Source organism: Pseudomonas sp. MWU12-2319 (assembly GCF_023242525.1).
GTDB classification, from domain to species: Bacteria; Pseudomonadota; Gammaproteobacteria; order Pseudomonadales; family Pseudomonadaceae; genus Aquipseudomonas; species Aquipseudomonas gingeri_D.
Genome location: NZ_JALJES010000002.1, coordinates 202,389 through 217,743, shown reverse-complemented (window position 1 = coordinate 217,743; position 15,355 = coordinate 202,389). Strand labels below are relative to the sequence as shown.

General features: G+C 58.6%; 11 protein-coding genes and 4 tRNA genes. 3 read left to right on the top strand and 12 right to left on the bottom strand.

Translation table 11 applies throughout. The annotated features are described in order from the left end of the window. Positions 1-132: 132 nt before the first annotated feature. The 9 genes from M5C01_RS03680 to M5C01_RS03640 form a co-directional block, all read right to left on the bottom strand. On the bottom strand, positions 133-405 hold the full coding sequence (locus tag M5C01_RS03680) for an HU family DNA-binding protein (protein WP_002552737.1): 273 nt from the start codon (positions 403-405) through the stop codon (positions 133-135). Positions 406-553: 148 nt separating this feature from the next. Next, the gene (lon, locus tag M5C01_RS03675; RefSeq protein WP_103497809.1) at positions 554-2,950 is read right to left on the bottom strand and encodes an endopeptidase La; all 2,397 of its coding nucleotides are present in this window, start codon (positions 2,948-2,950) and stop codon (positions 554-556) included. Positions 2,951-3,088: 138 nt separating this feature from the next. Beyond that, on the bottom strand, positions 3,089-4,372 hold the full coding sequence (gene clpX, locus M5C01_RS03670) for an ATP-dependent Clp protease ATP-binding subunit ClpX (protein WP_103497808.1): 1,284 nt from the start codon (positions 4,370-4,372) through the stop codon (positions 3,089-3,091). 113 nt (positions 4,373-4,485) lie between these two features. Next, a complete protein-coding gene (clpP, locus tag M5C01_RS03665) occupies positions 4,486-5,121 on the bottom strand; it encodes an ATP-dependent Clp endopeptidase proteolytic subunit ClpP (protein WP_017736926.1) in 636 nt (211 codons plus the stop codon). 92 nt (positions 5,122-5,213) lie between these two features. Continuing rightward, positions 5,214-6,524 (bottom strand): trigger factor, encoded by a 1,311-nt coding sequence (gene tig / locus M5C01_RS03660; RefSeq protein WP_103497806.1) that lies wholly within the window; start codon positions 6,522-6,524, stop codon positions 5,214-5,216. Positions 6,525-7,399: 875 nt separating this feature from the next. Next, positions 7,400-7,475, bottom strand: a tRNA-His gene (locus M5C01_RS03655). Positions 7,476-7,559: 84 nt separating this feature from the next. Then, positions 7,560-7,644, bottom strand: a tRNA-Leu gene (locus tag M5C01_RS03650). Between the two features lie 56 nt (positions 7,645-7,700). Next, positions 7,701-7,776, bottom strand: a tRNA-His gene (locus M5C01_RS03645). A 32-nt stretch (positions 7,777-7,808) separates the two neighbouring features. Continuing rightward, positions 7,809-7,885: transfer RNA gene (locus M5C01_RS03640), tRNA-Arg, on the bottom strand. Positions 7,886-8,164: 279 nt separating this feature from the next. Here M5C01_RS03640 and folD point away from each other — a divergent pair. Further along, positions 8,165-9,019 (top strand): bifunctional methylenetetrahydrofolate dehydrogenase/methenyltetrahydrofolate cyclohydrolase FolD, encoded by an 855-nt coding sequence (folD, locus tag M5C01_RS03635; RefSeq protein WP_103499462.1) that lies wholly within the window; start codon positions 8,165-8,167, stop codon positions 9,017-9,019. Between the two features lie 94 nt (positions 9,020-9,113). On the opposite strand, the gene cysS is transcribed toward folD, so the two are convergent. Both cysS and M5C01_RS03625 read right to left on the bottom strand, forming a co-directional pair. Next, complete coding sequence (gene cysS, locus M5C01_RS03630) at positions 9,114-10,496, bottom strand: cysteine--tRNA ligase (protein ID WP_178129747.1); 1,383 nt, start codon at positions 10,494-10,496, stop codon at positions 9,114-9,116. Between the two features lie 18 nt (positions 10,497-10,514). Further along, positions 10,515-12,212, bottom strand: a complete 1,698-nt coding sequence (locus tag M5C01_RS03625) for a glutamine--tRNA ligase/YqeY domain fusion protein (protein WP_103499464.1) — start codon at positions 12,210-12,212, stop codon at positions 10,515-10,517. Positions 12,213-12,471: 259 nt separating this feature from the next. Between M5C01_RS03625 and M5C01_RS03620 the strand changes: the two genes are divergently transcribed. Both M5C01_RS03620 and M5C01_RS03615 read left to right on the top strand, forming a co-directional pair. Then, entirely contained in the window at positions 12,472-12,975 is a 504-nt protein-coding gene (locus M5C01_RS03620) for a peptidylprolyl isomerase (protein WP_103499465.1), read from the top strand. Then, the gene (locus tag M5C01_RS03615) at positions 12,972-13,703 is read left to right on the top strand and encodes a UDP-2,3-diacylglucosamine diphosphatase (protein ID WP_178129746.1); all 732 of its coding nucleotides are present in this window, start codon (positions 12,972-12,974) and stop codon (positions 13,701-13,703) included. Before M5C01_RS03620 ends, M5C01_RS03615 begins: the two co-directional genes overlap by 4 nt. A 79-nt stretch (positions 13,704-13,782) precedes the next feature. Here M5C01_RS03615 and M5C01_RS03610 read toward each other — a convergent pair whose 3' ends face one another. Beyond that, a complete protein-coding gene (locus tag M5C01_RS03610) occupies positions 13,783-15,312 on the bottom strand; it encodes a DHA2 family efflux MFS transporter permease subunit (RefSeq protein WP_152737335.1) in 1,530 nt (509 codons plus the stop codon). Positions 15,313-15,355 lie beyond the last annotated feature (43 nt).

The following is a 15,355-nucleotide window of genomic DNA, read 5'->3' as shown; positions in this document are numbered from 1 at the left end:
GGATGAGGGCTCGATACGCGTCCCTCGGCGTGTCAGGCCGGCCCTGAAAAAGGACCCTGGCCGACCGCTTCACCGCTCCGCGGCCAGATCAGGCAATAACCCGACCCGGATAGGCAAAGGCTTGAACGAATGTCAGTTGACAGCTTCTTTCAGTGCTTTGCCGGCTTTGAAACCTGGCTTTTTGGCAGCAGCGATTTCCAGCGTCTTACCGGTCTGAGGGTTGCGACCGATGCGAGCAGGACGGTCGGTCACGGAGAAGGTGCCGAAACCTACCAGTACAACGGAGTCGCCAGCCTTCAGAGCGCCAGTGACGGATTCGATGACTGCATCCAGCGCACGGCCAGCAGCAGCTTTCGGGATATCAGCGGATGCAGCGATAGCATCAATCAGTTCCGACTTGTTCACTCTAAGTCCCCTTATATCTATTGAGTATATTTCTAAGTTTTTGGGTGAAAGCTAAACCTGTGCTGAATGGCCTACAGACACTTAAGAGCCGCTTTATAACAAGGGCTCTAAAAAGCTGTCAAGGAAGCCACCCAGGCTTGATCCGTACTTAATGCGTGCTGATTCTTTCCTTAGAATCGGAGTCGCGCTTCTCATCTTTCGCGACGATCTCCGGAACCACATCTGGCAAGGGCTCCGGCGCGTATTGCAGCGCAATTTGCAGGACCTCGTCAATCCATTTAACCGGTTTAATCTGAAGATCCTGCTTGATATTGTCAGGAATTTCCTTCAGATCGCGCACATTCTCTTCTGGAATGATGACGGTCTTGATCCCACCACGATGTGCCGCCAGCAATTTTTCCTTCAAACCACCAATGGCCAGCACCTGACCGCGCAAGGTAATTTCACCGGTCATGGCCACGTCGGCACGCACAGGAATGCCAGTCAAGGCTGACACTAGGGCCGTACACATTCCTACACCAGCGCTAGGGCCGTCTTTCGGCGTCGCCCCTTCCGGCATATGGATATGGGTGTCGCGCTTCTCATGGAAGTCCAGGGGGATCCCCAGGCTCTTGGCGCGGCTGCGCACCACGGTCAACGCGGCGGTGATCGACTCGACCATGACATCGCCCAGGGAACCGGTCTTGATCAACTGGCCCTTGCCCGGTACCACGGCGGCTTCGATGGTCAACAACTCGCCACCGACCTGGGTCCAGGCCAGGCCCGTGACCTGACCGATCTGATCCTGTTGCTCGGCCAGGCCGTAGCGGAATTTACGCACGCCGAGGAAATGCTCCAGCAGGTCGGAGGTGACCTTGACCGAGAAGCGTTTTTCCAGGGAATGCTCTTTCACCGCCTTGCGGCAGACCTTGGCGATTTGCCGCTCCAGCCCACGCACACCGGCTTCGCGGGTGTAGTAGCGAATGATGTCGCGAATCGCCTCGACCTCGAATTCCAGCTCGCCCTTCTTCAGGCCATTGGCCTGGATCTGCTTGGGCGACAGGTACTTGGTGGCGATGTTGATCTTCTCGTCCTCGGTGTAACCCGGCAGGCGGATCACTTCCATCCGGTCGAGCAGCGCCGGCGGGATGTTCATCGAGTTGGAGGTGCAGAGGAACATGACATCGGACAGGTCGTAGTCAACTTCCAGGTAGTGGTCGTTGAAATTGTGGTTCTGTTCCGGGTCCAGCACCTCGAGCAGCGCCGAGGCCGGATCGCCACGCATGTCGCTGCCCATCTTGTCGATTTCATCGAGCAGGAACAGCGGGTTGCGCACGCCAACCTTTGTCATCTTTTGTATCAATCTTCCTGGCATCGAACCGATATAAGTCCGTCGATGACCACGAATTTCCGCTTCGTCACGCACACCACCGAGGGCCATGCGTACGAATTTTCGATTGGTCGCGTGAGCAATCGACTCAGCCAGGGAAGTTTTACCCACGCCCGGAGGTCCGACGAGGCACAGTACCGGCCCCCGAATTTTCTTCACGCGCTTCTGCACGGCGAGGTATTCGAGGATACGTTCCTTGACTTCGTCCAGGCCATAATGGTCCGCGTCGAGAATATCTTCGGCCCGCGCCAGGTCCAGGCGCACCTTGCTCTGGGCCTTCCACGGCACCTGCACCAACCAGTCGAGGTAGGAGCGCACCACGGTCGCTTCCGCGGACATCGGCGACATCTGCTTGAGCTTGTTCAACTCGGCCAGGGCCTTGGTCATGGCATCTTTCGGCAGACCGGCGGCATCGATGCGCTTTTTCAGCTCTTCGACTTCATTATGGCCTTCGTCGCTGTCGCCCAGTTCCTTCTGAATGGCTTTCATTTGCTCATTCAGGTAGTACTCGCGCTGACTGCGCTCCATCTGCTTCTTGACGCGACCACGGATGCGTTTCTCGACCTGCAGCAGGTCGATTTCGGCGTCGAGCAGGGCCAGCACGTGCTCGACACGGGCCGACAGGTCGACGATTTCGAGAATTTCCTGCTTCTGTTCGATCTTCAAGGCCATGTGCGCGGCCATGGTATCGACCAGGCGGCTCGGCTCGTCGATGCTGTTCAACGACGACAGCACTTCAGCCGGGACTTTCTTGCCCAACTGCACATATTGTTCGAACTGTGCCAGCAGGCTGCGGACAAAGACTTCGGACTCACGGTCCGGGGCATCGACCTCGTCGATCAGCGCCACTTCGGCGCGGCAGTAGCCGTCAACCTCGCTGAAACGCTCGACGGTGCCGCGCTGCTCGCCCTCGACCAGCACCTTGACGGTGCCATCAGGCAATTTCAGCAACTGCAATACGGTGGCGACTGTACCTACGCGATACAGCGCATCTTCGCCCGGGTCATCATCGGCAGGATTACGTTGGGCCAACAGCAGGATCTGCTTGTCGCCCGTCATCGCGGCCTCGAGGGCTTCGATAGACTTCTCGCGCCCCACGAACAGCGGGATCACCATGTGCGGATACACCACGACATCACGCAATGGCAGGAGAGGCAATTCGATGGTTGTCTTCATGATTTCGCCTCTACGGCGGCCGTACGGCCGGAAACAGATGGATAAGCTTGAAACCAAGATGGGGGCTTGTTCGGAAAAAAACAAGCGCCAAAAGAAAAGGGGCCCGAAGGCCCCTTGTCAGGTCACAGTCTGCCGCACTCAGGCGTCAGGCGCGGCCTTTGCCTGCAGCTCACTGTTCTCGTAGATGTACAGCGGCTTGGATTTACCCTCGATCACGCTTTCATCGATCACCACTTTGCTCACCTCGGACTGCGAGGGGATTTCATACATGGTGTCGAGCAGGACGCCTTCGAGGATCGAACGAAGGCCACGGGCACCGGTTTTACGCTCCAGGGCACGCTTGGCGACGGATTTCAGTGCATCGGCACGGAATTCCAGGTCAACCCCTTCCATTTCAAACAGCTTGGCATACTGCTTGGTCAAGGCGTTCTTCGGCTCGGTGAGAATCTGCATCAACGCAGCCTCATCCAGCTCGTCGAGCGTGGCCAGGACCGGCAGGCGACCGACGAATTCCGGGATCAGACCGAACTTGACCAGATCGTCAGGCTCGACTTCACGCAGGGACTCGCCCACCTTCTTGCCTTCTTCCTTGCTACGCACTTCGGCGCTGAAACCGATGCCACCACGGGTGGAACGGTTCTGAATAACCTTTTCCAGACCTGAGAACGCACCACCACAGATAAACAGGATGTTGCGGGTGTCCACTTGCAGGAATTCCTGCTGTGGGTGCTTGCGACCGCCCTGGGGCGGAACGGAGGCCACCGTGCCTTCGATCAACTTCAGCAAGGCCTGTTGCACGCCTTCACCGGAAACGTCCCGGGTGATCGACGGGTTATCGGACTTGCGGGAAATCTTGTCGATTTCGTCGATGTAGACAATGCCCATCTGGGCCTTTTCCACATCGTAGTCGCACTTCTGCAACAGTTTCTGAATAATGTTTTCCACGTCTTCGCCCACATAACCCGCCTCGGTGAGGGTGGTTGCGTCAGCGATGGTGAACGGCACATTCAGCAGGCGAGCGAGGGTTTCAGCCAGCAAGGTCTTACCCGAGCCGGTCGGACCGATCAGCAGGATGTTGCTTTTGCCGAGCTCGACGTCGTCACTTTTCTTGTCACGCTGGTTCAGACGCTTGTAGTGGTTGTAGACCGCTACCGCCAGAACCTTTTTCGCACGTTCCTGACCAATCACATACTGATCAAGGATGCCGCTGATTTCTTTAGGCGAAGGCAATTTATGCGCGCTGCTTTCAGCCTGTGCTTCCTGCACCTCCTCACGGATGATGTCGTTGCACAGGTCGACGCACTCGTCGCAGATAAAGACCGAGGGGCCGGCGATCAACTTGCGTACTTCATGCTGGCTTTTGCCGCAGAAGGAGCAATAGAGCAGCTTGCCGTTGTCCTCGCCGTTGCGGGTGTCAGTCATTCGTTCGATCCAAATCCGATAGGCTTGCAACACAAGATGAAGGCTATTGCGGGCTTTTTCAAGCCCGCTGGTGATCGGAACAGCCGACCAGCCCTATTTTGCGCTGCTTAATGTTAAGCGGGGCGCTTGTCGATCACTGCATCGATCAACCCGTAGTCACGCGCGGCTTCTGCGCTCATGAAGTTGTCACGGTTGGTATCGCGCTCGATTTCTTCCAGCGTGCGCCCGCTATGCTTGGCCATCAGCGTGTTGAGACGCTCGCGAATGAAGAGGATTTCCTTGGCATGGATTTCGATATCCGACGCCTGGCCCTGGAAACCGCCCAGTGGCTGGTGAATCATCACACGCGAGTTCGGCAGGCAGAAACGCTTGCCTTCGGCACCGGCCGTCAGCAGGAACGCGCCCATGCTGCACGCCTGGCCGATACAGGTGGTCGACACGTTTGGCTTGATGAACTGCATGGTGTCGTAGATCGACATGCCCGCTGTCACCGAACCGCCCGGGGAGTTGATATAGAGATGGATGTCCTTGTCCGGGTTTTCCGCTTCAAGGAACAGCAGCTGCGCACAGATCAGGTTGGCCATGTAGTCCTCTACCGGGCCCACCAGAAAAATCACCCGCTCCTTGAGAAGGCGCGAGTAGATGTCATAGGCGCGCTCGCCACGAGCGGACTGCTCGACAACCATCGGGACCAGGCCGCCTGCGGCCTGGATATCAGAGTTCTGCTGAATATAAGAATTACGGAACATGCTCTGCAGTCACTCCCAAATAGTCATGTCTTGAATACGCATAAGCCAGCGCGAGGCTGGCTTATGGTGTGTATTTCCAACGAGTCAGAAAATCAGTCGGCTTGTGGAGCTTCCACCGGCTTGACTGCTTCTTCGTAGGAGACCGATTTATCGGTCACATTCGCCTTCTGCAGAACAGTATCCACAACTTGTTCTTCCAGCACAACCGAACGAACTTCGTTCAGTTGCTGGTCGTTCTTGTAGTACCACGACACAACCTGCTCTGGCTCCTGGTAGGCCGAGGCCATTTCCTGGATCAGCTCACGCACGCGGGTTTCATCAGGCTTGAGCTCGAACTGCTTGACCACTTCAGCCACGATCAGGCCCAGCACGACGCGGCGCTTGGCTTGTTCTTCGAACAGCTCGGCCGGCAGCTGGTCAGGCTTGATGTTGCCGCCGAACTGCTGAACGGCCTGCACGCGCAGACGATCCACTTCGTTGGACAGCAGGGCCTTCGGCACTTCGATCGGGTTGGCGGCCAGCAGACCGTCCATGACCTGGTTCTTGACCTTGGATTTGATCGCCTGGCGCAGCTCACGCTCCATGTTCTTGCGAACTTCGGTGCGGAAGCCGTCAATGCCGCTTTCCTTGATGCCGAACTGGGCGAAGAAGGCTTCGTTCAGCTCAGGCAGGGTCGGTGCGGACACAGTATTGACGGTCACGGTGAACTCGGCAGCTTTGCCAGCCAGGTCCAGGTTCTGGTAGTCAGCAGGGAAAGTCAGGCTCAGAACGCGTTCTTCACCGGCTTTAGCGCCTACCAGGCCATCTTCGAAGCCCGGGATCATGCGATTGGAGCCCAGCACCAGTTGGGTGCCCTTGGCGGAACCACCGGCGAAGACTTCACCGTCGACCTTGCCGACGAAATCGATATTCAGCTGGTCTTCGTTCTGGGCGGCGCGATCGGCCACTTCGAAACGGGTGTTCTGCTTGCGCAGGATTTCCAGCATGTTGTCCAGATCCGAGTCCGCCACGTCGGCGCTCAGGCGCTCGACAGCGATGGAGTCGAAACCGGCAACGGTGAACTCAGGGAACACTTCGAACGTAGCAACGTATTCCAGGTCTTTGCCCTTCTCCAGCACTTTCGGCTCGACAGAAGGCTGACCAGCCGGGTTCAGCTTCTGCTCAACCACGGCTTCGTAGAAGGAGGACTGGATCACATCGCCCACGGCTTCCTGGCGGGCATCCGCCTCGTAACGCTGGCGAATCACGCTCATTGGCACCTTGCCAGGGCGGAAGCCTGCAATCTTGGCCTTTTGGGCAGTCTGCTGCAGACGCTTGTTGACCTGGGTCTCGATGCGCTCAGCTGGCACGGTGATGCTCATGCGGCGCTCAAGAGCCGATGTATTTTCAACAGAAACTTGCATGGATATTCCTCGTTGCACAGACATTAGCCGGCCGTTTCCGACCTCAGAAGCAAGGGCAAGCATTCTAGAGGGTCAGACTCAAGAAGTCACCCTACTGAAAAGGGCTAAAAACAGCAGGTAATCATTGGCCATGGGTCACCCTTGAGCCAGGCGCCCCGGACAGACGGTCACTCAATCGCCTTTCTACTATATAGAAGAGCCGTGGGAGAGCATTGCGCCAGCACACCGACAGAGCCCGCACCAGGACATCGACGACCTTTGTGCCATTGCCATTATCGCCGTCGCTGCGCCAATGGCTACCGCTGCTTCCAATCAAAAGCTTCCGGCCCGATCGATATGCCGCTGACGGGCGACAGTCATGCAGAGCACTTGCCGCCCGGACCGTCGGAACAGCTCAAGGACTTGAACGCTGCCTCTTTTATTCACCTCGACCTGCCCGTTATCGACAGTGAAATATTCAAGGACACCTTCGCGATCGTCCTCGCCGACAAGAACATCAAGACGGTGATTATTTCCGCGGCCCGGGAAAGTAAAATAGTACCTTCACTGGATAATTTGCCGACCCGCCTGAAAAACACCTTTAATGCCTTCAAGCACTCAGGAAAGAAACTCTACGTATTTGATGACAGACCTTCGTTCCTGTTCGACTCCGAGAAATGCAAGTACGCAGCCAAGCAAATTCCGCTCGAGGTGCAGAGACGTCCTCACGAGCAAGCTGGAAATGTGCCCAAGACAACGAAGAATGGCGAAATTCGAGGCAATAAAAAAGCCGCTCAAGGCGGCTTCTTTACTGGGCCTTGCAAAAGTCAGCGGACCTTGGCGAAACCTGATGAAAAAAAACGCCAGATAATTAATCTGGCGTTTTTATTCGAATATGGGGTGGACGATGGGGATCGAACCCACGACAACAGGAGTCACAATCCTGTGCTCTACCAACTGAGCTACGCCCACCATATTGCCTGTTCAAAAAGACCGATCAGATCGACCTCCTTGTTAAGCCTCACCAACACCCAGCGGCTTTGATGAAACTTTATTTGGTGCGGATGAAGAGACTCGAACTCTTACGCCTCGCGGCGCTGGAACCTAAATCCAGTGTGTCTACCAATTCCACCACATCCGCGCATGAAGCCTTTAAAGCAAAAACGCCAGACTGTTAATCTAGCGCTTTTCGAAATATGGGGTGGACGATGGGGATCGAACCCACGACAACAGGAGTCACAATCCTGTGCTCTACCAACTGAGCTACGCCCACCATATTGCGTTACTTGTGCCAAAGCTGCCTAATGGCGCACCCGGCAGGACTCGAACCTGCGACCATCCGCTTAGAAGGCGGATGCTCTATCCAGCTGAGCTACGGGCGCCTTATTAATCTGTACTCGGTGACGACTACAAACCAAGTGCTTCAATCTTGCTGAGCCAGACATCAACTCTGCTCGACCTTCTCAACCAGTGCTAGGCTATGCCCGACAAGCGCGACAAATGTTATAGACGAGCCGAAAGGTCGTCAACTCTTTTCTGAAAAAAATTCAGATATATAAAGGGCTTAGGGGAATATCCGGACCAAGCGCCTTTGCCCTCGCGCCACGACATGCGAGAATGCGCACTCTTTTTCAACCCCTCTCGATGGTTAATCACGCGTCATGACTGCACAACTAATCGACGGCAAAGCGATCGCCGCCCGTCTGCGCCAGCAGATCGCCCAACGTGTCGCCGAGCGTCGCCAGCAGGGCCTGCGTACGCCAGGCCTCGCGGTGATTCTGGTCGGCAGCGATCCTGCCTCTCAGGTTTATGTTTCGCACAAGCGTAAAGACTGCGAAGAGGTCGGCTTCATTTCACAAGCCTACGACTTGCCTAGCGACACCACCCAACAGGCGCTCACCGACCTGATCGATCGCCTCAATGACGATCCGCAGATCGACGGCGTGCTGCTGCAATTGCCGCTGCCCGAACATCTGGATGCCTCCAAGCTGCTGGAACGCATTCGCCCGGACAAGGACGTCGACGGCTTCCATCCTTATAATGTCGGTCGCCTGGCCCAGCGCATTCCGTTGCTGCGCCCGTGCACCCCGAAAGGCATCATGACCCTGCTGGAAAGCACCGGGGTCGATCTGTACGGGATGGATGCGGTGATTGTCGGCGCCTCCAATATCGTCGGTCGACCGATGGCCATGGAGCTGCTGCTGGCCGGCTGCACCGTGACCGTCACCCACCGCTTCACCCGGGACCTGGCCGGCCATGTCGGCCGCGCCGATCTGGTGGTGGTGGCCGCCGGCAAGCCGGGCCTGGTCAAGGGCGAGTGGATCAAGGAAGGCGCCATCGTCATCGACGTCGGCATCAACCGCCAGGAAGACGGCAAGCTGGTGGGTGACGTGGTCTACGAGACCGCCCTGCCCCGTGCCGGCTGGATCACTCCGGTTCCGGGTGGCGTCGGCCCGATGACCCGCGCCTGCCTGCTGGAAAACACCTTGTATGCCGCCGAAACGCTGCATGCCTGAGGCGATGGAGCCCTCAGCGTTGCCACAACGCTGAAGGCCTTCACCCAACAAAAAACCGCCAATCGGCGGTTTTCTGTTGCCACAGGAACCCGACTCAGTCAGCCAGACGCCAGGTGGTCCCGCCCTTGCCGTCTTCCAGCACCACGCCCATGGCGGTGATCTGGTCGCGGATACGGTCGGATTCCGCCCAGTCCTTGTTGGCCCGTGCTGCCAGACGTGCCTGGATCAGCGCTTCGACTTCAGCCCCATCGACCCGCCCTTCAGCACCCGCCTGCAGGAAGTCGTCGGCTTGCAACTGCAAGACGCCGAGCACGCTGGCCAGCTCTTTCAGACGCGCCGCCAGACCGGCCGCCGCAGCCAGATCACTCTCGCGCAGACGGTTGATCTCACGCACCATCTCGAACAGCACCGCACAGGCTTCCGGCGTGCCGAAGTCATCGTTCATCACCCGGGTGAAACGCTCGACGAACGCCTCGCCATCGGCTGCCGGCACATTCGGCAGGCCTTTGAGCGCATGGTAGAAACGCTCCAGGGCGCCCTTGGCATCCTTGAGGTTGTCTTCCGAGTAGTTGATGGCGCTGCGGTAGTGGCTCGACACCAGCAGGTAACGCACGACTTCCGGGTGGTACTTGTCCAGCACATCGCGAATGGTGAAGAAGTTGTTCAAGGACTTGGACATCTTCTCGCCATTGATGCGGATCATGCCGCAGTGCATCCAGGCATTGGCGTAGGTCTTGCCGGTGGCCGCCTCGCTCTGGGCGATTTCGTTTTCATGGTGCGGGAACTCGAGGTCGCTGCCGCCGCCATGAATATCGAAGGTCTCGCCCAGGCAGCAGGTGGACATCACCGAGCACTCGATATGCCAGCCCGGACGCCCGGCGCCCCATGGCGACTGCCAGCTCGGCTCGCCGGGCTTGGTGCCTTTCCACAGGACGAAGTCCAGCGGATCCTGCTTGGCTTCGTCGACTTCGATCCGCGCCCCGATGCGCAGATCTTCGATTTTCTTGCGCGACAACTTGCCGTAGCCCATGAACTTGGCGACGCGGTAATACACGTCGCCATTGCCCGGGGCGTAGGCGTAGCCCTTGTCGATCAGGGTCTGGATCATGGTCAGCATGCCGGGGATATGATCCGTGGCGCGCGGCTCCATGTCCGGTTTGAGAATGTTGAGGCGCGCCTCGTCCTCGTGCATCGCGGTGATCATGCGCTCGGTCAGCGCGTCGAACGACTCGCCGTTTTCGTTGGCCCGATTGATGATCTTGTCGTCGATATCGGTGATGTTGCGCACATACGTCAGGTCATACCCGCTGAAACGCAACCAGCGAGTGACCAGATCGAAGGCCACCATGCTGCGGCCATGGCCCAGGTGGCAGTAGTCATACACGGTCATCCCGCAGACATACATGCGCACCTTGTTGCCATCCAGGGGCTTGAAGACTTCTTTGCTCTTGGTGAGCGTGTTGTAGATCGTTAGCACAACGGCGTCCTTAAAGAATCACTGGCCCCACGAATCACGCAAGGTCACGGTACGGTTGAATACCGGAGCACCGGGTTTCGAGTCCTTGATATCCGCGCAGAAGTAACCTTCGCGCTCGAACTGGAAACGGTCTTCCGGCTGTGCATTGCCCAGCGAGGGTTCAGCACGACAACCCGTGAGAACTTGCAGTGAGTCAGGGTTGATGTTGTCCAGGAAACTGGCGCTGTCTTCGGCTTTCTCGGGGTTGGCCGAACGGAACAGGCGATCGTACAGGCGCACTTCGCACTCGACGCTGGCCGCCGCCGGCACCCAGTGGATCACACCCTTGACCTTGCGCCCTTCGGGGTTCTTGCCCAGGGTTTCAGGATCGTAGGAGCAGCGCAGCTCGACGATATTGCCGTCGGCATCCTTGATGGCTTCGTCGGCACGGATCACGTAGCTGCCGCGCAGGCGCACTTCACCGGTCGGCTCCAGGCGCTTGTAGCCCTTGGGCGGCTCTTCCATGAAGTCGTCGCGATCAATGTAGATCTCACGGGCGAACGGCAATGCGCGCACGCCCATGTCTTCTTTCGGGTGGCGCGGCAGTTCGAGATTCTCGACCTGGCCTTCCGGGTAGTTGGTGATCACGACTTTCAGCGGACGCAGCACGCACATGGCCCGTGGCGCGCTGTGATCGAGGTCGTCGCGGATGCTGAATTCCAGCATGCCGAAGTCCACCACGCCGTCGGAACGGTTGGTGCCGACCATTTCGCAGAAGTTGCGGATGGATTTAGGCGTGTAGCCACGGCGCCGGAAGCCCGAGAGCGTCGACATGCGCGGGTCGTCCCAGCCGTTGACGTGCTTCTCGTCCACCAACTGCTTGAGCTTGCGCTTGCTGGTGATGGTGTAGTTCAGGTTCAGGCGGCTGAACTCATACTGCCGCGGGTGCGCCGGCACGGGCAGGTTTTCCAGAAACCACTCGTACAACGGACGGTGGCTTTCAAACTCCAGGGTGCAGATCGAGTGGGTAATGCCTTCAATGGCATCCGATTGACCGTGGGTGAAGTCGTAGTTCGGGTAGATGCACCACTTGTCGCCGGTCTGGTGGTGATGAGCGTGGCGGATGCGATACATGATCGGATCGCGCAGGTTCATGTTCGGCGAAGCCATGTCGATCTTGGCCCGCAGCACGCGGGCGCCGTCCGGGAATTCTCCGGCTCGCATGCGCGCGAACCAGTCGAGGTTCTCTTCCACCGAACGCTCGCGGAACGGGCTGTTCTTGCCCGGTTCGGTCAGGCTGCCACGGTATTCCTTGGCCTGCTCGGGGGTCAGGTCGTCGACGTAGGCCTTGCCGGCCTTGATCAGCTCCACCGCCCAGTCGTGCAACTGATCGAAATACTGCGAGGCGTAGCGCACTTCACCGGACCATTCGAAGCCCAGCCACTTGACGTCGCTTTCGATGGCGTCGATGTATTCCTGGTCTTCCTTGGCCGGGTTGGTGTCGTCGAAACGCAGGTGCGTGACGCCGCCGAACTCCTGGGCCAGGCCGAAGTTCACACAGATCGACTTGGCGTGGCCGATGTGCAGGTAGCCGTTGGGCTCAGGCGGGAAACGCGTCACGATCTGAGTGTGCTTGCCCGAGTCCAGGTCGGCCTGAATGATCGGGCGCAGGAAGTTGACCGGGACAGCCGGTCCGGTCTTGACGTTCGAGGTAGGGTCGACAGTGGGCTTGCTCATAGGATCCTTGGGCTTGCGGTTGCGCGGCCGGGGGCGGCCTGATCAATCAAAACGGCTATCATAGCCGATGCGATCAGGCAGCTGACAGTGGCGCGCCGAAAACGGCGGCTATTAATAGTGCCGGGATGAAAAAACCGCCTCGAAATTCCCGCGCCTCACGCTAAACTGCGCAACCTGGTCGTTTTATGCCAGATCGGTTCGGCCCCGCGAGCGGTACCCGCATGCCGAAACCCACGAATTCCTTCAAAGAGTAGCCAAGATGACCCAAGTCAAACTGACCACCAACCACGGCGAAATCGTCCTGGAACTGAACGCCGAGAAAGCCCCGATCACCGTGGCCAACTTCATCGAGTACGTTAACGCCGGCCACTACGAAAACACCGTTTTCCACCGTGTGATCGGCAACTTCATGATCCAGGGCGGCGGTTTCGAGCCTGGCATGAAAGAAAAGAAAGACAAGCGCCCGAGCATCCAGAACGAAGCCGACAACGGCCTGCCGAACGAGAAGTACAGCGTTGCCATGGCCCGTACCATGGAGCCGCATTCGGCCTCCGCGCAGTTCTTCATCAACGTCACCGACAACAGCTTCCTGAACCACAGCGCCAAGACCGTCCAGGGCTGGGGCTACGCGGTATTCGCCAAAGTGGTTTCCGGCACTGAAGTGGTCGACAAGATCAAAGGCGTGGCCACCACCATGAAGGCCGGCCACCAGGACGTACCCGCAGAAGACGTGATCATCGAGAAAGCAGAGATCGTTGAGTGATACTGCTGATTTCAGATTTGCATCTGGAAGAGGAGCGCCCGGACATCACCCGGGCGTTTCTGGATTTCCTCGCCGGACGCGCCCGTTCGGCACAAGCGCTGTACATCCTGGGCGATTTTTTCGAAGTCTGGATCGGCGACGATGCCATGACCCCCTTTCAAGACTCGATCTGCGCAGCCTTGCGCGCATTGAGCGACAGTGGCACGCAGGTTTTCCTGATGCACGGCAATCGTGACTTCCTACTGGGCAAGGCCTTTTGCAAAGCGGCCGGCGCGACCCTGCTCAAGGACCCGAGCGTGGTGCGGATGAATGACGAGCCGGTGCTGTTGATGCACGGCGACAGCCTGTGCACGCGGGACGAGGCCTATATGCGCCTGCGTCGTTATCTGCGCAACCCCATCACCTTGTTCATCCTCCGGCATCTGCCGCTGCGCACCCGCCACAAGCTGGCGCGCAAATTGCGCAGCGAGAGTCGTGCGCAGACGCGGATGAAAGCCAATAACATTGTTGATGTGACGCCGGATGAGGTGGTACAGGTCATGCAGCAGCATGGCGTGCAGACCCTGATCCACGGCCACACCCATCGACCGGCCATTCACAAGCTGCAACTCGGCGCGCAGGCGGCAAAACGGATTGTGCTGGGGGATTGGGATCGCCAGGGCTGGGCCTTGCAGGTGGACGAGCAGGGTTTCCAGCTGGCGGCGTTTGATTTCGTGCCGCCAGCCTGAACACTGACCTGTAGGGGCGTCGCTTGCCCGCGAATAGGCCCGCAAGGCTCCTACAGGTTTTGTGCCGTGCGTATTATCGTCAGTGCCCCGCGGCCGCCGGCCCGGCCTTCGCCGCGAACGGCGGCTTGGCCAGCCACACCAGCAGCATCAAGCCCATGAAGCCCCAGCCCAGCAACGTAAAGTAATCCACGGTCGAGAGCATGTACGCCTGGCTGGTGAGCAGTTGATCCAACTGGGCATAAGCCCGGCTGCCCGCCCCACCGAGATTGCTCAGGGTGTCACGCGTCGCCGGATCGAAGGGGGTGATGCTTTCACTGAGATAAGCATGGTGCTGGTCCGCCCGGCGAATCCAGATCCAGGTGGTCAGCGATGCGGCAAAGCTGCCCCCCAACGTACGCAGGAAAGTCGCCAGGCCGGCACCGTCGGCAATCTGGCTCGGCGGCAGGTCCGACATCAGGATGCTCAGGGTCGGCATGAAGAACAACGCCACACCGATCCCCATGAACAGTTGCACCATGGCGATATGCCCAAAGTCCACCTCGTTGGTAAAACCGGCGCGCATAAAGCAGCTCAGGCCGATTGCCAGGAACGCCAGGCCGGCGAGCAGGCGCAGATCGACCTTATTGGCGTATTTACCGACGAAAGGCGACATCAGTACCGGCAGGATCCCGATCGGCGCCACCGCGAGGCCGGCCCAGGTCGCGGTGTAGCCCATCTGGGTCTGCAACCATTGCGGCAGGATCAGGTTGATGCCGAAGAACCCGGCGTAGCCGAGGATCAGCACAATGGTCCCAATGCGGAAGTTGCGATAGGCGAACAGCCGCAGATTGACCACCGGATGCTTGTCCGTCATCTCCCAGATCACGAACACCGACAGGGCAATCGCCGAGATGACCGCACCGATCACGATGAAGTTCGACTCGAACCAGTCCAGGTCATTGCCCTTGTCGAGGATCACCTGCAAGGCCCCGACACCAATGATCAAGGTCAGCAAACCGACATAGTCCATCGGCTGGCGACTGATCTCCACCGGCCGGGCCTTGAGTTGCTGGCGGACCACCATCGCGGCGAATACGCCGATGGGCACGTTGATAAAGAAGATCCACGGCCAGCTGTAGCTGTCGGTAATCCAGCCGCCGAGAATCGGCCCGGCAATCGGCGCGACCACCGTGACCATTGCCAATAGCGCCAGGGCCATGCCGCGCCTGGCCGGCGGATAGACCGCAATCAGCAGCGTCTGGGTCATCGGGTACAGCGGCCCGGCGACCAGCCCTTGCAGCACGCGAAAGCCCACCAGTTCAGGCATCGAGGTGGAAATACCGCAGAGGAACGACGCCATGACAAAAAGGATCGTCGCCCAGATAAACAGTTTCACCTCGCCAAAGCGCCGGCTCAGCCAGCCGGTCAGCGGCAAGGCGATAGCGTTGCTCACGGCAAAGGAGGTGATGACCCAGGTGCCCTGCTCCGAACTCACCCCCAGGTTGCCGGAAATGGTCGGCAAGGCCACGTTGGCGATGGTGGTGTCGAGCACCTGCATGAAGGTCGCCAGCGACAGGCCGATGGTACTGAGCAACAGGCTGGGGGGAGTGAAAGATGCGTTCGAGCTCATCGCGAATCCTTGGAAACGAGGCAGGTGCCGCGACGCTCGGGTC